The organism is Leptolyngbya sp. CCY15150, from assembly GCF_016888135.1.
Lineage (GTDB): Bacteria > Cyanobacteriota > Cyanobacteriia > RECH01 > RECH01 > RECH01.
The window spans coordinates 1-24,650 of record NZ_JACSWB010000218.1 but is presented as its reverse complement, the minus strand read 5'-3'; the positions used below and the strand labels follow the sequence as shown (position 1 = coordinate 24,650).

Below are 24,650 nucleotides of genomic sequence, written 5' to 3'. Positions count from 1 at the left end.
GCGTCAGTCCGCAGAAAAACAACTAGGGTGAGATGCGAGGGCCCAGTCCACCTCGGGAGGCTAGGCGAGCTTTGCCAGCAGCGGCCCAGTCTTGTAGAGCCTGAATTTGCTCTTGGGCGGTGCGGGCTAGGGGCACGATTTGGCTAGCGGCTTCGAGAATGTCATCGGTGGTGAAGTCGCGGTTTTGGCTGAAGCCAATGTGCATCGCTTCGATCAGGATCTGCTCGATTTCTGCACCGGAAAAGTCGGGGGTTTCATAGGCGAGGCGATCGAGATCGTAGGTTTTAAGGGTATGCGATCGCAAGCGAGACAGGTGAACCGTAAAGATCGCGTTACGCTCCTCCTGGGTGGGCAGCCCCACAAAGAAGATTTCATCGAAGCGCCCCCGGCGCAGTAGTTCTGGCGGCAGGGCCTGGATATTATTGGCCGTGGCGACGACGAAGACGGGCGATCGCTTCTCGGCCATCCAGGTGATAAATGTGCCAAAGACGCGGCTGGTGGTACCGCCATCGCTACGGCCGTCTAGTCCCGTAAAGGCCTTGTCAATTTCATCAATCCACAGGATGCAGGGGGCCAGGGCTTCGGCTAGCTGCACCATTTGCCGGGTGCGAGACTCCGATTCTCCCACCAAGCCTGCAAACAGCCGCCCCACGTCCAACCGCAGCAAGGGCAGGTGCCAGTGGTGGGCGATCGCTTTAGCCGTGAGGGATTTCCCGGTACCCTGAATGCCCACCAGCAGCAACCCGCGAGGATAGGGCAGGCCATACTGACGAGCCTTGTCTGAAAAAGCATTGCCGCGCCGCAGCAGCCAGTCTTTGAGGTTATCCAGTCCGCCAATGTCGGACATCTCTTCCTGGGCGGGGTAAAAGTCGAGAATTTGGGTTTGGCGAATGGTCTGACGCTTTTCCTCCAGCACCAAGTCCACATCCTCGAGCAGCAGTTGCCCATGGGACGCGATCGCCCTAGCCAAGACCCGACGAATGCGTTCGAGGGACAGCCCCTGACTGGCCCGCACTAGGTCATCGAGCACCGTATCGCTGAGCCGTTGCCCCAGACCCACCATCAGCCGCTGGATTTCCTCCGAAATTTCCTCGGCATTGGGTAACGAAAATTCCAGCACCGTAAACGCATCACGCAGGTCATCGGGGATGGTAATCTGAGGCGCGACGATCACCAGATTCTTGGGCTGAGACTTGAGCAACCGCATCAGATTCCGCAATTTGCGGGAAATAGACACATCATCCAAAAAGCGATGGAAGTCCCGCAGAATAAAAATAGCTGGAGCCGAGGCCGGTAGCTTTTCAATCAGCTCTAGCGCCTGTAGGGGATTGCGCCGCCCAAAGCCCGTATCATTGGGATTGCCCTGGTAGCCATCGACAAAATCCCAGGTGTAGATGCTGCGATTGCCCTGCTGCTTAGCACAGTCAGCGATCGCTTGCTCAACCCGTTCTTCCTCCACCGTTGGGATGTAGATTAGGGGATAGCGGGCCCGCAGGAGCAGTTCAAATTCGTCACGAAAAGTCATGGTTGGCGTTGACACATGTTGAGGCTGTTTGAATTCTAACGGGTTCGCAGGCCGGGTACGTGGAATTTTCTCGTGATGGGTAGGATGCGTTAGGCGAAGCCGTAACGCGTCAAAGCTTGACAAGACATGGGTTACGGCTAGTCCTCATCCCCCTAAGCCACGGTTTTTGCACCACGGTTTACGGTATGGCTGTGCCTGGCGCTCTACACCAGAGCTTTTACACCAGGCGGTGCGTTACGGCTTCGCCTAACGGCTCCCTACGTCACGTCATCACAGGTTATGGATGTGCGCTCAGACCATCAGGAGACATCAGAGATAACGGACATGGAACAACAGCCAGGCACGGTGTATCTCGTGGGCGCGGGGCCGGGGGATGTGTCCTACCTCACGATGCAGGCACGGGAGATCTTGGCGATCGCTCAAGTGCTAGTCTATGACGCGTTGGTGGACGAGCGGCTGCTGGATCTCGTGCCTGCTGACTGCCAGCACATTGCCGTGGGTAAGCGCGGCGGCCAGCCCAGTACGCCCCAGGCGGAGATCAATCAGCTTCTAGTGCAGCATGGCCAGCATCAGCGGGTGGTGCGGCTCAAGAGTGGTGACCCGTTTATCTTTGGGCGCTGTATGGCAGAAATTCAAGCGCTACAGGCGGCGGGCTGTGAGTTTGAAGTGGTTCCAGGCTTGTCCACCGCCCTGACAGCTCCCTTGCTGGCGGGCATTCCCCTCACCGATCCGGTGTTGAGCCGGAGCTTTGCCGTGGCCACGGCCCATGATATCGATGCCCTCAACTGGTCTGCCTTGGCGCAGATGGAAACCCTAGTGCTCCTCATGGCCACGCGCAACTTAGCCGAGATTATCAACCGCTTGCAGCACCAAGGGCGATCGCCCCAGACCCCGATCGCCATTATCCGCTGGGCAGGACAACCCCAGCAGCAGGTTTGGACAGGTACCCTACAAACCATCCTGCAGCAAACCAGTCGCCAAGCTCTATCCCCGGCGGTGGTTGTCATCGGAGCAGTGGTGGGGTTGCGCCCCTTTTTGCAGCGTGATATCGGGCAGGATTCAGGAGCTTAAGAGGGGAGATCAACCGTTGTTTCCAATCCCTCAAGGGTGTATTTGTGAGAGTAGTCTGTCGTGAGTTGGTGAACGGTGAACAGTTCGGAGTCAAGTTTTCTGCCTACGTCGTCCTCCCTAGCCCTATCCGGTAAAACCGTTCTGGTGACGCGGGCAGCGGGACAGTCTAGCGTCTTTACCCAGCATCTGCAGCGCCATGGAGCTACGGTGCTGGAAATGCCGACCCTAGAAATTCGTCCGCCCTCTAGCTGGCAGCCGTTGGATGAGGCGATCGCTCTCCTGGATCAGTTCAACTGGCTGATCTTGACCTCGGTGAATGGCGTGAATGGCATGTTCGATCGTCTGGCCCATCATGGGCGCGATCGCCTGCCCACGACGCTCAAACTAGCGGTGGTTGGACAAAAAACGGCCCAATGTTTGCAGCAGCACGGCATTCAGCCGGATTTTATTCCGCCCAACTACGTCGCCGACTCGCTCATCGACCATTTCCCAGAGGAGCGCGCCCAGTTGAAGATTCTCTTCCCTCGGGTGGAAAGCGGCGGGCGAGATGTGCTGGTGCGGGCATTTACCGACCAAGGTGCCCAGGTCACCGAGGTGGCGGCCTATGAATCGGGCTGTGCCCCAGCGATCGCGCCTGAGATTCGCGCTGCCCTTCTCGATGGCCGCGTGGATGTCCTGACCTTTGCCAGTTCCAAAACCGTGAAATGCTTTGCCCAGCTCACTCAAGATCTGGGGAGCGATCGCTGGGCCAACGTATGTATCGCGTCTATTGGCCCGCAAACATCTACCGCTTGTCAGGATTATCTAGGACGTGTGGATCTTGAAGCTCAGGACTACACCTTAGATGGATTAACCCAGGTGATTGTGGAGTGGAGTAGATCGTCGTTGGGGCATGGAGGTTAGGAGATTTGGATTCAGAGGATTAGGGAATCGCAGGTCAGAGCGGTAGGCGATCGCGCTCCATCTATGGTTTTTTCAGGTTGGATAGAGTTTCTCCTTGAGCAAACGCTGAACGGGACTCGTGCGGGACAAGACAGCTCTTCAAGCCTAAAAACTGGGAAAGCAACTTTAGCGTTCTCCTATCTCTGATGCTGTTTCTGTCTACAGTTTTTCTATCGTCTACGCCTCAAGACAATCTCCCCTTTATCTCCACCTTGTTTTATGCTGCTTCGTGACTGCTTTGGATTGTGAACAACATCTATGTCTACCATCTTGCCTCGTAAATCATCCGGTCATCAGCGCATTATTGGACTCACCGGCGGTATTGGCATGGGCAAAACCACCGTGTCTGACTACCTACGCGATCGCCACCATCTGCCAATTCTAGATGCCGATATCTATGCCCGCGAAGCCGTTGACGTGGGCTCTCCTCTGCTAGCCGATATTGCCGATCGCTACGGAACCTGTATTTTATTTCCCAGCGGTCATCTAGATCGGCGGCGCTTGGGAGATATTGTGTTTGGCAGTGTGGCGGAACGCACCTGGATTGAGCGACAAATCCATCCCTTTGTGCGCCAGCGCATTCAGCAGGATTTGCGCGACCTGCCGCCGGATCGATATCCGGTGGTGGTGGTCGTCGTGCCGCTGCTGTTTGAGGCGCGGATGACCGATCTGGTGAATGAAATCTGGGTGGTGCGCTGCCCGCCCCAACAGCAAATGGATCGGTTAATTCAACGGGAGTTGTCTCGGGTGTCGGAGGGCGATCGCGTTGACCTAGAACAGATTCAGGCGCGCATTAGCAGCCAGCTTGCCGTGGAACGTAAGGTGGATCAAGCCCATGTGGTGTTAGAGAATACATCGAGCTTGGAGGATCTGCAGGCCCAGGTTGACCGCGCTTTAAAGCAAGGCTAACCAGCAGGCGATCGGAACGATTAGGTATTCAACCAAGAAGAATTTCCAGATTGTTTGGTAAAACCTCACAATGTCAGCCGGCTGGTGCAGATTCACCCGTCGGCTGAGGATCCAAAAGAGGGCGATCGCCATCAGGTGGGAACCGATCAACCAAGGGCGATGAACATGGTCTAGCCCCCAGCTCACCAGGATCATGCCGCCATAGCTGGCCGTTATCACCCAACGGGATAGATTAAACACCGCGCGGCTACCGAGTCGTGCGGTAAACGTCCAAATATTGTACTGGCGATCGCCTGCTACGTCTGGAATATCTTTGAAAATGGCGATCGCGAAGGTAAAAACTAAGATAAATCCAGTGAGCGCCCATACAATGCCGGGAATTGGCTCGATGGATCCAGGTGTTGACCAAAGCCAGAGCGATTGCTGCGTCAGCACAGCTTGGCTATGCAGGAATAAACCTAGATTCACAATCACCCCGCGCACACCCAAAATACAGAGCGAGGCCCAGAATGGAGAGCGCTTTAGGCGAAAAGGCGGCAGGGAATAAGCTGTGCCAATGAGCAAACTGAGACCCACCATAGCCAGTAAAAAAGGGCCTTGGAGAGCAGCTAGGGCGATGGCTAGTAGACCACTGATCGACACAATCCACTGCCCCTGTCGGCGTGAAAATGCGCCGGAGGGCAACGGTAGCTGGGGTTTATTGATGCGATCGATGGGAATGTCTTCTAGCTGGTTGAGTCCCACGATGTAGACATTACCGCAGAGGCACGTCACCCAAGCAACCACGAGCGATAGGAACAACCATCCTAGGGGCACAGGGAAAGCGATCGCCCCCGTGATTAACCCCATCCCCCACAGGCTTAGAGTGGTTCCCAAAATGGTGTGAGGTCTGGAAAATCGCCAGAGCGATCGCAGAAAGGAAGAATGGACAGCTTTAGGGCGGCGAGAAGCAGTAGATGACTTAGACATTCGGCTTATGTGTCTCAATCAGACCGTGGGCGGGGACGTAGAGCCAGCATACTACAAAGCTGTTTGGGCACTCCTTGACCATCCATCACGTCAGGATGCTTACACCTAGAGGTTTCTGGGGGCTAGGAAGTTCTGGACAAGAGAGCGCCCCTGCTTTTCTGCTGAAGAATACCACGAGCTCTCCCATCAACCGCTAAAGTGAAAAGATAATGCCCAGAGTTGCTGCTACCTGCCTATGGCTTCCATTGCGCGTAAAAATTTGCTAGAAGACATTCCTCGTTTTTTGGTGGCCCAGGCCGGCATCATTTTTGCCGTGAGCTTGGTCACCATTCAGCTTGGAATTTTGCGCGGCTTTACGCGCTCGACGTCGCTGCTGATCGATCAATCCACCGCTGATATTTGGATCAGTTCTGAAGAAATTTTGCACTTCGAACTCACCCAGCCCATTCCGGCCGAGCGACTAGCCCAAGCACAGGAGATGGAGGGTGTAGCCAGGGCAGAAGCGATCGCCCTCTATAGCGGCCGCTGGCGTAGCCCCTCGGGAAAAATTGCCCCTTCGCGGATCATTGGCTATAACCCTGAAGGCCAGCTCTTTCGCCTTTGGGACATGCTGGAGGGCGATCAACTGGATCTCAAGCAACCCCAATCCGTAGCGGTCGATGAATCTAATCTAGCTACCCTGGAAATGGAAGCCCTGGGTGAAGAAGCCAGTATTAACTCGATTGCGGTGCGCCTATCGGGCATCACCCGAGGTACCCAATCCATTGTCTCTAGCCTGTTTCTATTTACCTCCTTAGAAAATGCCAAGGCCTATGCCGCCGGTGGCCTGACCTCTACGGTGCGCTGTACCCCCGACGAGACAGGTAGCGTATCCTGCACCACGGTGTTTGAGCGCGTCCAAGATAATCTTGGCGGCGAGGACGAGACGATCACCCCTGAGATCGAGCTCGAACCCCTCAATATCACCGATCCCATTTCCTATGTGCTGATCCAGGCAGAACCGGGGCAAGATATTGCCGAGTTGCAGCAGCGCCTAGAGGCGGAGATGCCTGATATCCGAGCCCACACGCGGGAGGAACTGTCTACCCTGACGCGCAACCACTGGCAAAATAGCACCGGCGTTGGCTTCATCCTAGGACTGGGGGCAACGGTGGGTGTGGTGGTGGGAATTGTGGTGGTGGGGCAAATTCTCTACTCGTCAGTTTCCGATCACCTGCGTGAATTTGGCACCCTCAAGGCCATGGGTGCATCCGACTGGGTGATTTATAGCATCATTATGGAGCAGGCCATGTGGATGGCTGTGCTAGGCTATATTCCTAGCATGGCACTCTGTTTGGGGCTCGGTGCTTGGACATTTGCCACCCAAGGCATCATTATCTTAATCACGCCCATCATGGGTGTTGGTATTTTTGGGCTCACCGTTGCTATGTGTGTCGGCTCAGCCCTATTCGCCATTCAAAAGGTCACCCGCGTGGATCCGGCCATCGTCTTCAAAGCCTGAATGATCAGGGCGTTGACGGATTGTAGATTGCCTGTGCCACTCCTGAAGGTGACCCTGATGTTGATCAAGCAGGGCCAGAGTTGATTAGCATAGAAGTGCCCCCTCCTCACGGCAAACTGGCGGATACAGGGCACGGCTTCCGTGTAATCTTCGATCATGACCACCTTTTCCAACCAGCCGATCATCCAACCATCTCATTACACCCGTTCTCTCTGTGAAGCGATCGCTTCTGACGCAGATACGTCTATTGCTATTGCCGCTAAGCAGGTGAGTATGGTGTTTCAAAATGGCACCCAGCGATTTCAGGCCCTGAAAGATGTTGATTTAGAGGTGCGCAAAGGTGCGATTCAACTGCTCATGGGGCCATCCGGATCCGGCAAGACCACGCTGCTGTCGATTTTGGGTGGCATTCTCACACCCACCTCGGGCACGGTGACGCTGTTGGGGCAAGACATTACTCGCATGGCGCGATCGCAGCTTGCGCAGTTTCGCCTGAAGCATATCGGGTTTATTTTCCAGAGTTTTAATTTATTCCCAGCTCTGACCGCGGCCGAAAATGTGGCCCTTGTCCTGAAAGTGCGCGGCACTAGCGAACATCTATCGCTGGTGGCGGCTCGGGAACTGCTCGATCGGGTGGGTCTAGGCGACAAGGCCAATAATCTACCACGGGATCTATCGGGTGGACAAAAGCAGCGGGTGGCGATCGCTCGGGCCTTAGTGGGCAATCCCTGCATCATCATGGCCGATGAACCCACAGCTGCCCTAGATTCCCAAAGCGGTCACGCGGTGATTGATGTCTTGCGCAAACTGGCCAAGGAAGAACAGGCAACGGTGTTGATGGTCACCCATGATCCTCGCATTGTTGACGTTGCCGACCAGGTTGCCTACCTAGAAGATGGTCAGATCAAAGCGCATCCCCATCCTTAGGTGAACTGACCCATATTTATAAGGTATCGGGATCGAGGTGGTTGCCATCGATCCCGACCCAATCGTTGCTAACGATGACTTGCTAACGATTATTCGCTAACGATCGCTTCAGTAGGCTGCTGGCTGACGGCAGATTCGGCCGGATCGCGCCAAAATACCAGGCGATCGCTCAAGGGCTGCACCGTGGTGTTGAGATAGTAGAAGCCTAGGATGCGATCGCTACTCCAGCCCAACCGCCCGAGGTTGTAGGCCCCGGTTTGGCTCATGCCCACGCCATGGCCAAAGCCACCGCCCACAAAGGCATAGCCCCGTAGCTGACGATCCTCAGGGGGGGTATTGGCGGCAGCCGGTTCATACATGGGATCGAGGTAGAACAGGGTGCTGTTGGGCCCCCACAGCGCCCGCAAAATTTCATCTTTTTCTAGCTCAATGGAACCCAGATCGGTGTCTACCAAAAGACGCTGAACCCGCCCTGCGGGCGATCGCTCTGTCACTTGCAGGTTCTTGATTTGGGTGAAGCTAGCCAGGGGATTCTGCTTGCTGCGCAGATACTCCCGCATGTCGTTGCTAATCTGGGCTAGCGACTGCTCTTCCCGCCAGCGGAACAGCTCCCACGTTTCTTCGTTGAAGCCCCGCTCTAGGCTAATAAATCGGCGGAAATTGGCTTCGTTGTCTAACCGGTTATTGGGCAGATCCCAGCTCCCTTGTACAGAGTCAATCACGGCTTGCAGATAGGGGCGATCGCTGCCATTCCACACATCGCCAAAGGGCGCGGTAATCCCCCCGGTGGTCGAGGAATAGAGGGCATCGACCAATTCATTTTGGTAGGTTAACACCAGCCCTTGAGTGGCCGTGATGGCGCGATCGGAAATGGGATCAGCCCCGGATAGTCCCCAATAAACCTGACATTGGGTATCGGCACAGAGCTGATAGTCGTCGATGTCAAAGCGGCGTAGGTTGCGCAGCACGTAGGTGCGGGCCAAAATCGCCTGAGCTTCGATGGTGGTGGGCGGAGCTGCGAGCCCAATTTCATGGGGCACGACGCCGCGCAGGTAGGTTTCCAGGGGAACTTCGTTAACGAGGGTATAGGTACCGTAGGCATTGGGCTGGAGGCGCATGTCGCCGCCATAGAGCCGGTTGGTGTTGTCGAGGTTGGAGTCAACACGAATGCGGCTGTTGGCCGACAGGATCTCAAACTCATCTCGGTGATAGCGGAAACCATCGGCGGTGAACGCCGCCATCGGCACCTGGGTTTTCACCTGGGAGTCTAAAAAGGCCACCGTGGCACCGTTTGCCTGCAGATTTTGGAACAGCAGTCGCCGTAGTAAAGGACTGTGGTACACATCTCGCTTGGCCCACACCTGCCACTGGCGCGGCTGAGCAATTTCCACCTCAATGCCCCGCGATCGCCACTGATTAGCACTATCTTCAGCACTTTCAAAACTGCGGTGGGTGCTGAGGACAACCCGCTCATCGATCACCGGTTCATCCAAGGGCTGCATCACCACATCAACCTTCAGGCGCGTGGTGGTCAACGTTTGCTCCTGATCCCCCGTTTTGAACTGCACCGTGAGGCGATCGCCCGTGAGGGGTTCTAAAACAAGTTCATGGTCTTCTTCTGTCCCAAAGCGCTGCACAATGCCAATGTCGAGCACCGGGTTAGGCGGCGACTGGGCCACGCTGGGCTTTGCCGATAGCCCAACCCAGCAAACGATACAAGTTGATACAGAAACGTATAACCATCCCACCGTACGCTTCGGAGTAGATAACGTCAGATGTGGAGAACTAACCGATACAAGCTGACTCATGAAACGTCCTCGGGTGCAGCAAACCATAAACGCAAACCACGGTAGATTTCAACTCGCTCACAAGAGGGCGATCGTTGGGACTAGAACAATCCGGGCATCTCAAGCAGGCGCAAGACTGGCTCTGGCCCATGACGGCACTCTCATCCCACAAGTGCCTCGACTAACATGCAAGACTCGGATGCGAGAGTCATCATCTTAGACATGTACAGGAATGTAGGACATTATGAATCACCCTCTTCATTTTGACCACAGGCGATCGCTCCTGGCCCCTGTTCAATCCTTCAGGGATAAGCGATCCCCTCGGTATCAGGGTCTATGGGATAATCTAGCTATAAGTTTTTTTAAACCAAATCAGTGGACTACAGGTTGACCACTTATGAAAATCGTTGCTAGTGTTAATAAAAGTTACGTTAAATTTCCGTTCTGGAATGTCAATGCTTAGCAGGCAGGTTTCTGAATGACAAACGCTGAACTAGTCAGTCGATCTGAGTTTCACCCTTGGGGTCGGCATTCAGATGCTTTATCTGGCGTTACATTGTTTTGCGACTTCGATGGCCCGATCATGGACGTGTCGGAACGGTACTATCACACCTACTGCTCGGGGCTCGCAGATACCCAGCATCACTACCAGTCCCTGGGGCAACCGTTACAGCTTGCGCCTCTCAGCCAAGAGCAATTCTGGCGCATGAAGCAAGATCGCACGCCGGATACTGAAATTGCCATGCGGTCTGGGCTGGAGCCGTCGCAAGTGTCTTGGTTCCTCAAGCGCGTGAAGCAAATTGTGAATCAAGATACACTTCTAGCTCAAGACCGACTCCAGGCTGGGGTCATTTGGGCCCTGCATCTGCTCCATTCCCACGGAGCGCGGCTGGTGCTTGTGACCCTGCGTCAGCGAGATCAGGTGAAGCAGATTCTCAACCAGCACCACCTGAATCACCTGTTTGCAGCCGTATGGGGAGCCGGCGATCGCGATGCGGCGTACAACAACCATGCCCAGCACAAAGCTGACCTGCTTCGGCAGGCGATCGCCCATAGCCTTCAGGGTGGCTACTCGGCAAACCGAGCCTACATGATTGGCGACACAGAAGCCGACATCATTGCCGGGCAAACCCATGGCATTAGCACCTTTGCGGTCACCTGTGGCATTCGCAGCCGTAGCTACCTAGAGCAGTTTGAGCCCACTCATATTCACAGCGATTTGTTAACCATTGCCCATCAACTGCTCAACTGCCCTGCCCTAGACTATCGGGCGTAGCGGGTTGGGTCTTCCCCACAGTCATCCACCAAGTAACACAAGGCGCGAAAGCGTAGATAGACCAACTCGTCGTAGATGGGGTTGAGCTTACATAACGGCGGGATGTGACCCACAACCCGACCGAGGATGCGAATATCACGCTCAAAGGGGCATTGGGCAGGAATCAGTCGCAAAATTAGGCGGGCCAGCCAGGGACGCTGGACGGTCAATTGATTGAGCCACTGACGCAGGGGGCGCAGCGGATCAAGACGAAGGTGGTGCCCAGATGGCTTGGAAGAGGTTACATGCATAGGACGATTTAGAGATATTGGTCAAGGGCATTGCCCTAGCGCCAACGGAATCTGTAGAGGTCTACTTCTACTCAACACCCAAATCCTGACCATTTCCCTGGTCATGGCCACAACCATAGAAGTCCATACAATCCGCCACACTTCCACACAAATCTTAGGTAGCTCCTCAGGAAACCCTTCAGGAGGTCTTAGCAACATCTCGATAGAATGCGAAGAGAAACCGAGTGCGATGGAGATTATCCCGCCCAGGCAAGTCTGCTTCGACCAACTCAGGGTGAACGACGCGGCCTCTGATCGCCGTCAAACGCCTAAGCAATATCCCTGTTTCTTTGCGCCCTACCGCACCCCCTCCGTTGGAGACTCACGGGAAAAACCCACAAACATCGCAGGTCTGCTGCTATATGTAGTAGAGACTGCTAAACCGTTATTGCATCCATTCCTATGCCGCAGGTGCTTCATGATCGATATGTTTGGATGCAGCGTCTGGAACGCTGGTCTGAGCAACTGCTCATTGCTGGGCTGCTGCTAGCAGCACTTCTGCTATTGACTTGGAATGGAGGGACGCTGCCCCTGCGCGACTGGGATGAAGGCACGATCGCCCAAGTGGCACGAGAAATCTGGCGAGCCGATCCATCCGACTTGCGATGGCTATACCCCACCCTTTGGGGAGAGCCCTACTTCAACAAGCCGCCGTTGATCCATAACTTAATCGCCTTGGCCTACCACATAGGTGGCGTGAATGAGTGGACAAGCCGGCTGCCCTGCGCCTTGCTAACGGCGGCATCCGTACCAATGCTCTATGCTGTGGGGCGAGAGATCTTTGTGGGGCGATCGGCGGCAGTGTTGGGGGCGCTGGTGTATTTGACGATGCTGCCGATCGCCCGCCATGGACGGCTAGCGATGCTAGATGGGACAGTGCTGTGCTTTTTCTTGCTGCTGGTGTGGTGCGTCCTGCGATCGCGTCGGAATCCACGCTGGGCCTTAGGAATTGGTCTTGCTTTTGGTCTCATTGGTCTCACCAAGGGCATTCTGGCGCTGCTCTTGGGGGCGATCGCCCTAGGTTTCCTATTCTGGGATTCGCCACGGCTGCTGACGTCGTTATACCTTTGGGGCGGCATTGGCCTTGGGGCAACTCCAGTGATGGCCTGGTACGCAGCCCAGGGAATCTACTACGGCGCTGATTTTCTAGAAACCCATATGCTAGGTCAGTCCTTCAGCCGAGTGTGGGAGCCGGTGGAAAACCATCAGGGGCCGCCCTGGTATTACCTGCTGGAAGTAGTGAAATACTGCTGGCCCTGGCTGATGTTCGTCCCGATCGCCTTGCAAACAGCATGGCGCAGTCGGGCGATGAGCTGGGCCAAGCTGGTGTTGGTGTGGGGTGGCGGCTATTTACTGGTGATTTCGGTGATGAGCACCAAGCTGCCTTGGTATGTGTTGCCTATCTACCCAGCGATCGCCCTGGCTATTGCTGTGCCGCTGAGCCAAGTCTGGCAGCAAACCTCCCTGCTTTCAGATGGAGAGCGGCCGCTGCGCCCTCCCCATTGGTGGGTAGGCAGCTTTGGTCTGATGGCGATCGCTGGCTGGGGCGGGGGGATCTATTTTGGATCGTGGACGGCCCTTGAAGATTCTGGTTTACAACTCACCCTCTTTTCCTTTGGCTTTACCGCCACCCTGTGCGCGCTTCTATGCCACCGAGGCGATCGCCAGTTTATTAGCATTTTGGTTTGGGGTACCTATGTGTCGCTGCTGCTGTTCATGTCTACCCCCCATTGGATCTGGGAATTATCCGAAGACTACCCCGTGCAGCCGGTGGCAGCTCTGGTTCGCCAGCTCCCTGCTGATGCCGAAATTTTTACCTCCCATCATGGGCGACCGTCCCTCAACTTCTACAGCGATCGCCGAGTGATTCCTGCCGCCCAGCCTCGGCTTGAACGCCAATGGCAGCGATCGCCCGGCACCTATTTCTTACTGGATGCAAATGCGCTACAGCGCCTGGATACAACCGATGCTCAAGTGTTAGGACAGGTGGACGGCTGGACATTGATGACGCGGCGGTCTACAACCCCAGTTTGGCCGCAGGGTGTAGAGTCAGTTTATGCGCCAGCCCTACCTGCATCCCCATTAACCGACTAGTACTCTGAGGCAGACGTCACCCGCCTATTGACTAAGGCGGGAAACCTTGTTTTTCCTGGAAGTCCTTTTCGTTCTTCTATCTTCGTTCTTCTATCTTCGTTCTTCTATCTTGCGGTACTAGGTCACCTAGGTTCCATGCTCGATCCCCACCCTTCTGCCACTCCCCCAGTTTTGGGACAGATCCCCCATCATGTTCAAGATACCTACCAAGCGATCGCTCAACTACTAGAGATGATCTGCCGTGATCATTTTGATCCTGACCTAGCAGACTGGGGGAAGGCGATCGCTGCAGCCCTCTGTCGCCAAGCGGATGATCTGATCATCCGTGGACAAACGAACGTCTGGGCCTGCGGCATCCTCCACGCGATCGCCAAGGTCAATGGCTGGCTAGAGCCCGATCATCCCAGACACCTGAGCCCGTCTGCGCTCTATGCCGCCTGCGGTGCTAGCGCCAGCGCCACCCATCGACGCTCCAAGCAAATTTGCGATCGCCTCCATCTAGCCGATGATGCCCAGTGGCAGATTCCCACCCCACCCCCTGCCGTGAACTGGATGGTATCGGTGAAGGGTCTAGCCGTTGATGCGCACCTGCTGCCGCGATCGCTGCAAGAACAGGCGGTGCAGCAGGGGCTCATCCCTTCTCTGCCACCGTTAGATCAAGAGCTTCCCGGTACTAAATCAGGGGTTTCTAGGCCATGATGCGAAATGTGTCATTTTTCCCATGAAGGTCGTTGCTGATCAGCAGGGATAGAACGACAGTTAACGGCGCGATCGGGTTTATCCCACAGGGGTTGCGGCAGGGAGCGATCGCCCATGGTGCCTAACGGTTAGCATTTCACCAGATGAGAGTTCATAACTATTTGTTGTGTTTACATCACGCACTGAAACAAATAGAAACATCTGAAAATCTTAGTCCCGAAAATTATTTTTTTAGAGTCATTTAACAATGGTGAAAAAGCTAGTCTGATCAACATCTTTCAGGAATTGTTAGAAGAATATAACGATGGATAGACCACACAAATCTGATAGAAATCGGTAGGATCAAACCATGCAAGCAATAGCCGACCATCCTATTCCTATTGAGTAGACACCCTATCACCATGAACGGCTGAATCGAGATTCACCGTCATTCACCAATCGCAGCCTAGGCAACCTGAAAGCCTCCTGATAGTTCCTTCTGACTTGCTCTAAACACCTCATTTCTAACGGGTTGATGTCAACGACAAGAACGATTCTGAGTTCTTATCATCCATAGAAGGATAGGTAGTTTCATCAGGACATTTTCATGAGATAGATCTATTCGTAGATCATAGTTTCATGATCGATGGCTAGGTTGCGATGTCTTGATGTGGATATAAGGTCTACCCAATCATTACAATCATTGCCAGGAGTTATGTATGATTCGACTTCTCGTTGGAATCTTGGTTTTTGTCATCAACGTGCTCTATCGCGATCGCCCCTATCCACGTTTTTATGTATTAGAAACCGTTGCTCGTGTTCCCTACTTTGCCTATCTCTCGGTTCTACATTTGTATGAAACCGTTGGGCTGTGGCGCAAGGCGGATTGGCTCAAGGTTCACTTTGCAGAATCGTGGAATGAGCTACACCACTTGTTGATTATGGAAGACCTGGGTGGGAACGATCGCTGGATCGATCGCTTCTTGGCTCAACATGCGGCCCTGTTGTACTACTGGATTGTTGTAGGTCTCTATCTAGTGACGCCTAAGTCGGCCTATCACTTCATGGAACTCGTGGAAGGCCATGCCTACGACACTTACGACAAGTTTCTGACTGAAAACGAAGCTGACCTCAAGGCCCAGCCAGCTCCCCAGGTTGCGATCAACTACTACCGCGATGGCGATCTCTACATGTTTGATGAATTTCAAACCGCCGTTGTAGCCGAGTCTCGCCGTCCTGCCGTAGACAATTTATACGATGTCTTCGTCAACATTCGAGATGATGAAGCTGAACATGTGAAAACCATGGTGGCCTGTCAGGCGGCAGATACCACGACTATGAAAAGCCCCCATGCTCCAGCTTTTGCTGCCTCTAACGCAGAGGTGGCCTTTGCTCCCGGTGAACAACGGGCGGTTACTGAGTAGTGGTCATCAGACTTACGTGAGTGGGAGCATCCCAGTTACGCTGGCCCTCATCCCCCAACCCCTTCTCCCCAAAAAGGGCGAAGGGGAGCCGGATTCAACGTCCCTCGCCCGACTTGGGAAAGAGATTTTGAGGGCAACCAACGTAGGATGCACCCATACGTCTCAGCCGATGATGCTCAAAAGCGGCACAGAGAGTGATCTCTGCGCCGCTTTTTCGATGTTCGAGTCAACCTCATCCACGGGCTGGACGGGTGTGAGGCTTGCAGGCCGATTGGCACGGGTTTACCTGGGAGCGATCGCCCCTACATCTCCGCACCAACCCATTCCTTCAGCGCTATGGATTCCGTTCTAGCTCAGCCTTCATGCGCTCTAAGGTTAGATTCATTTGGTCAAACATTTGCTGCGGCGTGATGCCAAACTGCCCTAGCTGGGTCTTCATTTGTTCAACCGTCATCTGGGCCATAAAGTCTTCGGATAGCTCAAAACGCTTCATAAAGATGCGATAGCGATCCATCACCGCTTCCATCTGCTCGATGTAGAGCTTCTTGCCCTCTCGGTCAAACTTACCGTAGTCGCTACCTAAATTCACTAGCGACTGATAATCCTCGAAGAGCTGCTTTGCCTCTTGTTGAACAATGTCGGAGTCAAAAAATCCCATGGTTTGCCACTCGTTTTCTACTCACCCATGCACGGCCAACCGCCTAACTCAAGCATGACGCCGTCTACATGGAGAAAGGCACCATCGATGAACTAAGCGCAATCTGGGGGTGTGGTTAACTTCATTGTAGAGGAAGTCTTTCCATGCCCCATAGGAGAAGAATGGCTGAAAACCGAACAACGATAGAATAGATTACCCCTAGAAAGGTTGCCTTGGAGAGAAGCATCGGATGATCGTCCTCATGCTGACCCATCTCCAGTCTGCCTGTAGGGAGTGATCATCTGCTCCTGGACTGACAAAACTCCTGCCATTCTGATACTCTCGTAGGCTGGGTTAGCGTCAGCATAACCCAGAAAAATCTGAGCTGGTGCTGAGTTGCCCGTTGCTCTGCCCAGTCTATGCAAACAGATTGGTCAGGCAACCAGGACAACCTGCCGCCTGCAGGGGTAGGCTCACTTGAATGATAGTACAATCACGTTTGGCTGATGGCTTCGGTAAAACCTTCTCCGTCTCGTTCATTTTGGCAACCCCTCGACCGGGCTGCGATCGCTCTGATGCTGGTGCTGATGGTCTTGATTGCCCTCATCCTGCTCAAGGGCGATCGCGCTGCTCCACGGGTGCGCGACTTTAGCTGGCAAGACCACTCCGTCGGTGCCGGCGACATTGCCTTTACGCTGACCTTCAGCCGCCCCATGAACCACCGCAGTGTGGAAAATAATCTGCGCATTGAGCCGCCACTCTCAGGACGGGTGAGCTGGGCGGGACGGCGCATGGCCTACACCCTCAACAATCCTCTTCCCTACGGCACTAGCTTTGAGGTGAGTTTGCAAGGGGCATACGATCTATTCAGCGATCCCGATGATCGTCGCACTCAGCTAAGTCCTTTTGTGGGGCAGTTTCAGAGTCGCGATCGCGTCTTTGTGTATTTAGGTATAGAAGGGGAAGAGCGCGGGCGCTTGGTGATGCAAAATCTCACCCACCGTAGCCGAACCATTCTCACGCCCGATCATCTGACGGTGCTCGATTTTCGCCCCTATCCCAACAGCGATCGCATCCTGTTTTCCGCCGTTGAGCGATCCGATACGTCCAATGTTGCTGGCCCGACGATCTACACCGTAACCACGGGCATTGCCTATGATGTCCCGGAGCAGTTTTTTGACAACGATACCCAACGTCCACAACCTCAGGAATCAGCGGGCGTCATCCGCGAGGTGCTGGGCAATGACAATTACCAAAACCTCAAGTTTGATCTATCGGCTGATGGTCAAACCATTGTGGTGCAGCGGATTAGCCGTACCGATCTAGCCGATTATGGCCTGTGGGTGATTCGCGAGGGTGAAGAGGCCGAACCCCTACCAGGGGAACCGGGAGGCGATTTTTTGATCACGCCTGACAGTGAAGCGATCGCTGTTCTGCAAGGAGAAGGGACAGCCATTCGCCCGATTGAGGAGGAGCCTAGCCCTGAGGATTCTGCGTCTAGCGCGGAGTCGGCTCCAGAACCCTTAGATTTTCTGCCCCAATTTGGCCGCGTGCTCAGCTTTTCTGCGGATGGATCGACGGCTGCCATGGTGCAGTTTAATCCCAACTTTACCGAGTCGTTGTTTATCGTCACCAACCAAGGCGACCAAACGGAGCTGCTGACCACGAACGATGGTGGCAAGGTGCGGATGGCGCAGTTTAACGCTCAGAAAACCCTCCTCTACGCCTTAATTACCCGAGCCTTTCGCCTATCGGATCCCAATGCCAATGAGGCGGCCATTGTTCCCGGTGAAATTTATGTCGAAAAGCCCTACCTGGTTGTTCTTTCCCTCGACTCGGGCGATCGCACAGATTTGCTAGAACTTCCCATCCAGCAGGATGTGCAGATGAGTCTGTCGCCCGACAACCTCAGCATTTTGTTTGATCAGGTGACGCCATCTGCCGAGGATGCTGCAGATCCCAACGTTCTGCGTGGGCAAGATGGGCGGGCGATCGTCGATAGTCAACTCTGGCTGTTGCCCTTGTCCCAAACTGACGATGGTGTGCCGGTGCCCTTAGAGCCAGAACCGCTCCTGTTGCCGGGGCTACGTCCTCGCTGGCTACCCTAGGGCAATTCAACCACCTGTGGACTTGCGGGCGTGGAGGTATACAAACGGTCGTCCTGCACCAGGGTATGCACCTGCCATGGAGCGATCGCGTCCGGGTAGTCTCGCCGATAGTGGCCGCCTCGGCTTTCGGTGCGAAAGGCGGCGCTTTTGAGGATGAGGCTGGCGATGTCTAACAGATTGCGCAATTCACCCCAGGTTTGCAGCGTGGCAATCTGAGAAGCATCGACAGCCATGGAGCTATGGGACATTTGGGGCAGAGCGGTGTTGAGCAACCACTGACTGAACCCATGGTGATTAAACTGCTGGCGCAGAGCCGCGACTTGGGCGATCGCCTGATCGAGACTTGCCTGCTCACGACAAATGCCCGCATGACTCCAAACCCATTGCTGTAGGTGCGATCGCCACTCATGGAAGTCCGACAGCCCTGCATCGATCCCCGCTGGTGCTGACCGGGTGGGCACATCACCAGGGCGATCGCGCCAAGGGGGCGGCAAGGGCAGATGGGCCATGTTGTGGCCAAACACGACGCATTCTAGCAGGGAGTTGCTGGCCAGGCGATTGGCACCATGCACGCCGGTGCTGGCGGTTTCCCCTACGGCATAGAGTCTAGAAATTGACGTGGCGCTCTCTAGATCCGTCAACACCCCGCCCATCCAGTAGTGGGCGGCAGGTGCCACCGGGATCGGCTGGGTGAACACATCAATGCCATAGCTCTGGCAGCGCTGGATAATGGTGGGAAATCGTCGCTGAATCACCTCCGGTGCAATCGGGCGTAGATCGAGCCATACGTGGGGAATGGAGCGATCGCCGTTTTGACTTGCCTGGATGGTTTGCTGCTGCAGATGTTGATAAATCGACCGGCTGACAATGTCTCGGGAGGCCAATTCCCCGGCCGGATGATAGTCAAACATAAACCGATGGCCGTGCTGATCGAGCAGATGGGCTCCTTCGCCTCGCACGGCTTCGCTGATCAAGAAATGGGGCGCGCCCGGTTTCATCAAGGCTGTGGGATGGAACTGCATAAATTCCAGATCTCGCAGCGTCGCCCCTGCCCGCCAGGCCATGGCCACGCCATCGCCGGTGCTGGCTGGAGGATTCGTCGTTTGGGAAAAAACCTGCCCGCCGCCCCCGGTGGCCAGCACCACCACCGCTGCTTCAATCGCTTGAATGACGCCATTATGGAGGGCGATCGCTCCCTGGCACTCGCCGGTCTCCGGATTGAGCCACAGGTCAAAGACGAAGGTGCCGGAGAGGACGTCTATATTGGGACGCTGATAGACATGGCGCGTTAGCGTCACCACCACCGCCCGCCCCGTGGCATCTGCGGCATGGAGCACCCGCGGCCGGCGATGGGCGGCCTCCAGGGTCAGCGCCGGGCGATCGCCGGATTGATCAAAGGCGACCCCCAACTCCAGCAACGATTCAATGCAGTCTGGCGCTTGGTTCACCAAATAGCGCACCGCATCCAAATCGCAGAGCCCGGCCCCAGCACTGAGCGTGTCTTCTAAGTGCAGTTGCACAGAGTCATCACTGGCGATCGCGGCGGCAATACCCCCCTGGGCCCAGTCACTCGCCGACTGTGCTAGCGTTTCTTTGGTAATCAACCCCACCCGGTAATGCCGGGGTAAACACAGTGCGGAATAGAGTCCGGCTGCCCCCCCACCAATCACCAAGACATCGAAACGCTGGGGCTGCACTTGTTGGGGCACGAGGGTCATCCTTGTTCAATTAAATCTTAAAGATATGTTAACGATAATGTATCCAGCTTGAAGCCTAGGGATGGAGCCAGCTTGATGGAGCCATGGTCTAGAACGTCCAAATGTTGGAACCTCTCCAGTTTTTTGATGGTCTAACCCATAAAACTATGGCTATGGGACGTCATCGGATGGACGCTGGATATAATCAAATGCCCATGCCGATACGACATGAGCATTGATGATGCTTATAAGAACCTGGCTACTGACCACAAGAGCAGGCGATGACGTCGCCTTGCTAGCTTCATGAGCCGAGGGACATAGAATCGTGATGGGGGCAGACATGGCGTTAACCTGGCCAACCTCTACCCCCAATCAACCTACATCAGTCAACAGGTCAGCCTAAACTAGACTACCCGCCATACACTCCATTGTTGAAGCGATCGCCTCCTTCTACCAAGGCAGCATCTGGATCTGACACGGTGAAATTATCCAGATTAGCCTTCAAAATTTCAAGTTGACGCTCGCTGAGCCCTGGCATTTTCAGCACATCCTCAACCGTCTCAAACGGTGCATTTCGGAGAATCTTGCTAGCAATGGTGGGGTATAGACCTGGGTATTGGGTAAATGCGCGAACGTTGGTGTTGTTAAGGTCGATCTTTTTACCAAACTCGGTGGCGAGCTTATCATCAACGGAGTTTCTTAACTCGGCTGCTAAAACCGGTGATGACGTCCAGGATACAGATGCCAGGTTGGCGGCAAACGCCGGCTGAGGCACCCCTAGCCAACTCAGGCAACTTAGCAACAATCCTACTATCATCAACGCGCCAACCAGTCGTTTCATGGGTTAGATCCCTCCCAGTATGAATTTATCGGCAATATATCAATTCAGTGTGATCGCTTACAGCGTCGCCTCTCTACTGGCAGCAACGCCGGCACGAACCAATGGGGTTTACACCTAATGAATAGGGTTTACACCGAATTGGGGTGCGATCGCACTTAATTAGAGACTACCACTTTCGATCCCCCAATTTTTAAGGATTCCTGAAGGACTTATGGGAAGCGCATGGGTAGAGGAATCGGTACGCGGCTGAGATACAACCTCAGCTTCTAGCGGTAGCCGTTGATGCGCAGAAACTTGTCTAAATCGGCAAAAAAGCTGGCATAGGTAATGGTTGGCACGTCATATCCTTTCAGCTCCACCTTGCGTTGCTGAAAGAGCTCCGTATGCTGCATCGACTCAGCTAGATATTTGTAGGTGACTTCACCGAGGGCGACATCCATGCCAATTTCTTTGGTTGCCGATTCGAGACGGAACGCGGCATTCACCGTATCCCCCAGGGCGGTATAGTCGGGGCGATCGCCGGTACCGGTATTACCCACCATGGCATAGCCTGTGTTCACCCCAGCGCCCACTCGTACCGGAAAGGGCAAGGGATAGCGCTCGTGGAGCTGGCTGGTCATTTCATGGAGAGCGCTGAGGGCTTGGGCAATCCGAATCATTTCACTATGGTCAACTTCCTGGGATCCGTGAATCCAGACCGCCATGATGGCATCGCCAATATATTTGTCAACCCAACTGCCGTATTCCCGAATGATATCTCCGGCGCGGCGAAACCAGGTGCCAATCACCTCCGACAGAATTTTCTCATCGAGCTGACGGGTCATCACCGTATAGTCTCGGATATCGACCACCAAAACCGAGATCAGCCGGCGGACATGGAGGGTGGCCGTTGCGGTAAAGTCTTGAGAACTTTCACCTGCCTTGGCCTCAGGGAGGGGATCGCTGGATGGACAGTAAAACTCAAGCTCGGTTTGCCCAAAGGTGAGGCCGTCGCCGTTGCGTAAGGTGACGGGCACGGTAACGCGCCGGCCGTTGACAAACGACCCATTACGACTACCGAGATCAATCAGGTAGAAGTCGCCTGTCTCCATTTGCTGGAGCATGGCATGATTCCGAGAAATCCAGCGATCCGGCAACACAAAGTTGTTATCGTCTCCTCGACCTACAGTCCAGCAGCTTGTGCCAGTCAAAGAGAGATAACGGTTGCCGGACTCTGTCCGTAGGATGAGATGGGGAACAAGTTGTGAATCCACTACAGACAACTATAAAACCACTGAGCTATCCCTATGATGTATCCTAAGGCACCCGTCTGTGGTCAGCGTGACATTCCATTAAGGTCAGACCATGAAGGTCAGACGTCCAAGCCGTACCGACCGAAATTATAGTTCTGATCCGGAAGATTGTACGAACTGAGTTGGGGCATCTGCTTGGTATGGGGCTGACTCCCAGACTAAACTGTCTCAGAGTACTTCAATCATATCTTCACTCAGGCGGCGATCGCAGCGATCAAAAAGAGTCCGTCTACTAACAATGTACTAAGCACAGCCCCCCCAAACGCCCACGTGTAGTGACGTTGGAGATGTAGAGGCATATAGCCGACAAAAATCAAAATTCCCACGAGGGTCAGACCTAAGGCTAGCCCCCATGGAGTCGTAATGCGAGCCAAAGCACCCTGAAAGATGGAATGGAGCTCGTCGGGGTTAGCGCGCATCACCTGTCGCCAAGCCGGAACGACGTCGCATAGATAAAAGTATAGGTCTGTAACGACCGTACCAAAGAGAGAGCCAAGATAGAACCAACTGCCGACTATTGCCTGACGGCGCATTAAGCAGATCACAGCTAGGGGAAGGGCGATCGCTTCAACCGGGAGATGCCAAAGAGGCTCCCAGCGCATCCATCCCCAATAGATGGAACCAGCAAACCACGTCCACGTAAAGCCCACCAGCAGGTCTCCCCACAGGCGGGTACGCTCTCGTTGACAGAGCCATAGGGCTAAACCTAGCCATGCCGCTGTTAGCGAGAGGCTCAGCTCAGGCTGCCAGCGCACCAAGGAAGCTTGAAACAAAACCGGCACGGATACTAAAAAAACTGCCCCGAGAAACACGGGCCAGGGCGATGATAGATGCCAGCTTGCATTAGGACTCGCATCAACACGTGGCAATGCCGAGTCGGTAGGCACTACGGCTTCAATGACATGGGTGTAAGGCTCTGTAGGAAACAAAGTTTTATTAAGCAGTCAGTTCATCTTTTTTAACGTATCACATCTATATCCTCTGGGGGGGCATCTTAACGACAAGTTCCAAAAGTTCTTGAGTTGCCCTTGGCTCATGGGCTATCTCCATTGAGCCAGGTTGGGACTGAGTGCATCATTTTGGATTCTCGTCTAGCGATCGCAATCCCTAGCAGCAATTCTCAGGTTGAACATTTTGTCCGAGCTAGCTGAGAACCGGATCGTAGGGTGCCAGAACTCCCGCACAAAAACCAGGACATCATTCTAGCGATCGCCCAGGCGGTACGTGACTATACGTACCTGTCTCGTGACCATACGTACCTGTCCATGGAGAAAAAGAGTACCATCGTGGTCTCTGCCTAGAGGTACGTCACTCCGATCCATGGGCACTCTAGTAGCGAGAGTCGGTACGAAGAAAAACCGATTGGTCATCGGTTGGTCAATCTATGAAATTTGCACAAAGTGTCGCGAGGAATGTTGCGCCCTTGCCCAAACTACTGCCAGCATAGGGACTGGCTAAAACCCATGGAGTTCGCTGATCAGATGCACCTAGGCGTAGAACATCAAACTATACAAGCAACAGGCATTGACCTAACCATGATGCATTTATCAATTTGGACACTGTGTAGTGGGAGCGCAGTTCAGACCCTAGCAACAGAACCAGTGGCTGAGTCAACGTCAGCGATCGCCAACCTAAGCATTATTCAATCCATGGTGCTTGGTATTGTTCAAGGCTTGACAGAATTTCTGCCCATCAGCAGCACCGCCCACATTAAAGTCGTTCCGGTTGCCTTGGGATGGGGCGATCCGGGGGTTGCCTTCACTGCCTTTATTCAGTTGGGCAGCATCTTATCGATTCTTTGGTATTTCTGGGGCGATTTGAGCCAAGTTGTCATGGGTACCCTTCGCGCCATCAAAACCTCTAACTATGACTCCACGGATTTTCGTATTGGCTTGGGCATCCTTGTCGGAACCGTTCCGATTGTGATAGGCGGATTGGTTCTCAAGGTGCTTGTGCCCAATTTTGACGAGTCTCCCTTGCGCAGCATGGCAGCGATCGCCTTTGCCTCAATTGTCATGTCTCTGCTTTTGGCTTGGGCCGAATATCAGGGCAAACGCAAACGTACCTATGAAGACTTAGGTACCCGGGATGGCATGTTGATGGGACTAGCCCAAACTCTTGCCCTCATGCCTGGTGTTTCCCGCTCTGGTTCCACGCTCACGGCAGGATTATTGATGGGGATGCATCGCCCAGCGGCGGCCCGTTTCTCATTCTTGCTGGGTATTCCAGCCATTACCCTAGCGGGTGTGGTGGGTTTGAAGGATTTGGTTGACGTCGGCTTCGAGGGAACCAGTATTGCAGCCCTGATCGCTGGATTTATCACGGCAACGATCTCCTCATACCTGGCAATTGCCTGGCTCCTAAACTTTCTAAAGACGCACAGCACTTGGGTCTTTGTGTGGTATCGCCTAGGGTTTGGGGTGATTATTCTAGGCTCTATCTGGATGGGGCTGATCGACAACAGATAGAGCTGCCCTTGCTGTTGATGAACACGTTATTTTGGCTGGGCTGACGAGTCTGATTGGCCCAGCCAGGTTCGATCGCCTCGGGAGCATCCCACTTTCGACAAAATAGTCAACAGGCAAGCTGCCCATTGAGGTAGGCACAACGCAAACTCAACATCGCATTGACAGAGGCCGTATT

19 protein-coding genes and 1 pseudogene are annotated in these 24,650 nt (G+C 54.4%); 11 read left to right on the top strand and 9 right to left on the bottom strand.

Annotated features, from left to right (window positions below; all coding sequences use genetic code 11):
• Positions 1 to 22 precede the first annotated feature (22 nt).
• On the bottom strand, positions 23 to 1,525 hold the full coding sequence (locus JUJ53_RS17390) for an AAA family ATPase (protein WP_204153306.1): 1,503 nt from the start codon (positions 1,523 to 1,525) through the stop codon (positions 23 to 25).
• A gap of 324 nt (positions 1,526 to 1,849) precedes the next feature.
• Between JUJ53_RS17390 and cobA the strand changes: the two are divergent.
• Both cobA and coaE read left to right on the top strand, forming a co-directional pair.
• Positions 1,850 to 3,499, top strand: a pseudogene (cobA, locus tag JUJ53_RS25535) (uroporphyrinogen-III C-methyltransferase).
• Positions 3,500 to 3,796: 297 nt separating this feature from the next.
• Positions 3,797 to 4,447, top strand: a complete 651-nt coding sequence (gene coaE / locus JUJ53_RS17375) for a dephospho-CoA kinase (protein ID WP_204153304.1) — start codon at positions 3,797 to 3,799, stop codon at positions 4,445 to 4,447.
• On the opposite strand, the gene JUJ53_RS17370 is transcribed toward coaE, so the two are convergent.
• Complete coding sequence (locus JUJ53_RS17370) at positions 4,433 to 5,416, bottom strand: homogentisate phytyltransferase (RefSeq protein WP_204153303.1); 984 nt, start codon at positions 5,414 to 5,416, stop codon at positions 4,433 to 4,435. The genes coaE and JUJ53_RS17370 overlap by 15 nt on opposite strands.
• Positions 5,417 to 5,651: 235 nt before the next feature.
• Here JUJ53_RS17370 and JUJ53_RS17365 point away from each other — a divergent pair, with 235 nt between their 5' ends.
• Together JUJ53_RS17365 and JUJ53_RS17360 are read left to right on the top strand one after the other, a co-directional pair.
• Positions 5,652 to 6,917 carry an FtsX-like permease family protein gene (locus JUJ53_RS17365; protein WP_204153302.1) on the top strand — a complete coding sequence of 422 codons (1,266 nt, stop codon included), beginning with the start codon at positions 5,652 to 5,654 and terminating at the stop codon, positions 6,915 to 6,917.
• Between the two features lie 273 nt (positions 6,918 to 7,190).
• On the top strand, positions 7,191 to 7,844 hold the full coding sequence (locus tag JUJ53_RS17360; protein ID WP_204153391.1) for an ABC transporter ATP-binding protein: 654 nt from the start codon (positions 7,191 to 7,193) through the stop codon (positions 7,842 to 7,844).
• Between the two features lie 89 nt (positions 7,845 to 7,933).
• On the opposite strand, the gene JUJ53_RS17355 is transcribed toward JUJ53_RS17360, so the two are convergent.
• A complete protein-coding gene (locus JUJ53_RS17355; RefSeq protein ID WP_204153301.1) occupies positions 7,934 to 9,652 on the bottom strand; it encodes a SpoIID/LytB domain-containing protein in 1,719 nt (572 codons plus the stop codon).
• Between the two features lie 457 nt (positions 9,653 to 10,109).
• Between JUJ53_RS17355 and JUJ53_RS17350 the strand changes: the two genes are divergently transcribed.
• Positions 10,110 to 10,907, top strand: coding sequence for an HAD family hydrolase (locus JUJ53_RS17350; RefSeq protein WP_204153300.1), 798 nt, complete (start codon positions 10,110 to 10,112; stop codon positions 10,905 to 10,907).
• On the opposite strand, the gene JUJ53_RS17345 is transcribed toward JUJ53_RS17350, so the two are convergent.
• A complete protein-coding gene (locus JUJ53_RS17345; protein WP_204153299.1) occupies positions 10,895 to 11,197 on the bottom strand; it encodes a Mo-dependent nitrogenase C-terminal domain-containing protein in 303 nt (100 codons plus the stop codon). The two genes, JUJ53_RS17350 and JUJ53_RS17345, sit on opposite strands and share 13 nt — an antisense overlap.
• 474 nt (positions 11,198 to 11,671) lie before the next feature.
• On the opposite strand from JUJ53_RS17345, the gene JUJ53_RS17340 reads away from it, so the two are divergent.
• From JUJ53_RS17340 to JUJ53_RS17330, 3 genes are all read left to right on the top strand, one after another.
• A complete protein-coding gene (locus JUJ53_RS17340; protein ID WP_204153298.1) occupies positions 11,672 to 13,330 on the top strand; it encodes a glycosyltransferase family 39 protein in 1,659 nt (552 codons plus the stop codon).
• A gap of 135 nt (positions 13,331 to 13,465) precedes the next feature.
• Positions 13,466 to 14,029, top strand: a complete 564-nt coding sequence (locus tag JUJ53_RS17335; protein ID WP_204153297.1) for a DUF6398 domain-containing protein — start codon at positions 13,466 to 13,468, stop codon at positions 14,027 to 14,029.
• A 698-nt stretch (positions 14,030 to 14,727) separates the two neighbouring features.
• A complete protein-coding gene (locus JUJ53_RS17330; protein ID WP_204153296.1) occupies positions 14,728 to 15,432 on the top strand; it encodes an alternative oxidase in 705 nt (234 codons plus the stop codon).
• A 334-nt stretch (positions 15,433 to 15,766) separates the two neighbouring features.
• On the opposite strand, the gene JUJ53_RS17325 is transcribed toward JUJ53_RS17330, so the two are convergent.
• Complete coding sequence (locus tag JUJ53_RS17325) at positions 15,767 to 16,090, bottom strand: DUF1825 family protein (protein WP_204153295.1); 324 nt, start codon at positions 16,088 to 16,090, stop codon at positions 15,767 to 15,769.
• Positions 16,091 to 16,575: 485 nt separating this feature from the next.
• On the opposite strand from JUJ53_RS17325, the gene JUJ53_RS17320 reads away from it, so the two are divergent.
• Positions 16,576 to 18,177: a hypothetical protein gene (locus JUJ53_RS17320; RefSeq protein WP_204153294.1), complete on the top strand. Its 1,602-nt coding sequence runs from the start codon at positions 16,576 to 16,578 to the stop codon at positions 18,175 to 18,177.
• Here JUJ53_RS17320 and nadB read toward each other — a convergent pair.
• The 4 genes from nadB to JUJ53_RS17300 all read right to left on the bottom strand — a co-directional run bounded on the left by nadB (position 18,174) and on the right by JUJ53_RS17300 (position 22,936).
• A complete protein-coding gene (gene nadB, locus JUJ53_RS17315) occupies positions 18,174 to 19,886 on the bottom strand; it encodes an L-aspartate oxidase (RefSeq protein WP_343327979.1) in 1,713 nt (570 codons plus the stop codon). The genes JUJ53_RS17320 and nadB overlap by 4 nt on opposite strands.
• A 397-nt stretch (positions 19,887 to 20,283) precedes the next feature.
• On the bottom strand, positions 20,284 to 20,715 hold the full coding sequence (psbU, locus tag JUJ53_RS17310) for a photosystem II complex extrinsic protein PsbU (RefSeq protein ID WP_204153293.1): 432 nt from the start codon (positions 20,713 to 20,715) through the stop codon (positions 20,284 to 20,286).
• 266 nt (positions 20,716 to 20,981) lie between these two features.
• A complete protein-coding gene (locus tag JUJ53_RS17305) occupies positions 20,982 to 21,968 on the bottom strand; it encodes an adenylate/guanylate cyclase domain-containing protein (RefSeq protein ID WP_343327978.1) in 987 nt (328 codons plus the stop codon).
• Positions 21,969 to 22,201: 233 nt separating this feature from the next.
• On the bottom strand, positions 22,202 to 22,936 hold the full coding sequence (locus tag JUJ53_RS17300; protein ID WP_239125160.1) for a DUF3120 domain-containing protein: 735 nt from the start codon (positions 22,934 to 22,936) through the stop codon (positions 22,202 to 22,204).
• A gap of 237 nt (positions 22,937 to 23,173) precedes the next feature.
• On the opposite strand from JUJ53_RS17300, the gene JUJ53_RS25190 reads away from it, so the two are divergent.
• Positions 23,174 to 23,308 carry a hypothetical protein gene (locus JUJ53_RS25190; protein ID WP_275415791.1) on the top strand — a complete coding sequence of 45 codons (135 nt, stop codon included), beginning with the start codon at positions 23,174 to 23,176 and terminating at the stop codon, positions 23,306 to 23,308.
• 300 nt (positions 23,309 to 23,608) lie between these two features.
• Positions 23,609 to 24,475 carry an undecaprenyl-diphosphate phosphatase gene (locus JUJ53_RS17295; protein ID WP_343327977.1) on the top strand — a complete coding sequence of 289 codons (867 nt, stop codon included), beginning with the start codon at positions 23,609 to 23,611 and terminating at the stop codon, positions 24,473 to 24,475.
• Positions 24,476 to 24,650: the final 175 nt, after the last annotated feature.

Bases quoted from the DNA above. Each gene is read 5' to 3' on its own strand.
- JUJ53_RS17320 (WP_204153294.1), top strand. From the start codon at position 16,576: ATGGCTTCGGTAAAACCTTCTCCGTCTCGTTCATTTTGGCAACCCCTC.
- JUJ53_RS17370 (WP_204153303.1), bottom strand. From the start codon at position 5,416: ATGTCTAAGTCATCTACTGCTTCTCGCCGCCCTAAAGCTGTCCATTCT.
- JUJ53_RS17350 (WP_204153300.1), top strand. From the start codon at position 10,110: ATGACAAACGCTGAACTAGTCAGTCGATCTGAGTTTCACCCTTGGGGT.
- JUJ53_RS17390 (WP_204153306.1), bottom strand. From the start codon at position 1,525: ATGACTTTTCGTGACGAATTTGAACTGCTCCTGCGGGCCCGCTATCCC.
- JUJ53_RS17330 (WP_204153296.1), top strand. From the start codon at position 14,728: ATGATTCGACTTCTCGTTGGAATCTTGGTTTTTGTCATCAACGTGCTC.
- JUJ53_RS17340 (WP_204153298.1), top strand. From the start codon at position 11,672: ATGCAGCGTCTGGAACGCTGGTCTGAGCAACTGCTCATTGCTGGGCTG.
- JUJ53_RS17355 (WP_204153301.1), bottom strand. From the start codon at position 9,652: ATGAGTCAGCTTGTATCGGTTAGTTCTCCACATCTGACGTTATCTACT.
- JUJ53_RS17335 (WP_204153297.1), top strand. From the start codon at position 13,466: ATGCTCGATCCCCACCCTTCTGCCACTCCCCCAGTTTTGGGACAGATC.
- psbU (WP_204153293.1), bottom strand. From the start codon at position 20,715: ATGAAACGACTGGTTGGCGCGTTGATGATAGTAGGATTGTTGCTAAGT.
- coaE (WP_204153304.1), top strand. From the start codon at position 3,797: ATGTCTACCATCTTGCCTCGTAAATCATCCGGTCATCAGCGCATTATT.
- JUJ53_RS17325 (WP_204153295.1), bottom strand. From the start codon at position 16,090: ATGGGATTTTTTGACTCCGACATTGTTCAACAAGAGGCAAAGCAGCTC.
- JUJ53_RS17360 (WP_204153391.1), top strand. From the start codon at position 7,191: ATGGTGTTTCAAAATGGCACCCAGCGATTTCAGGCCCTGAAAGATGTT.
- JUJ53_RS17345 (WP_204153299.1), bottom strand. From the start codon at position 11,197: ATGCATGTAACCTCTTCCAAGCCATCTGGGCACCACCTTCGTCTTGAT.
- JUJ53_RS17365 (WP_204153302.1), top strand. From the start codon at position 5,652: ATGGCTTCCATTGCGCGTAAAAATTTGCTAGAAGACATTCCTCGTTTT.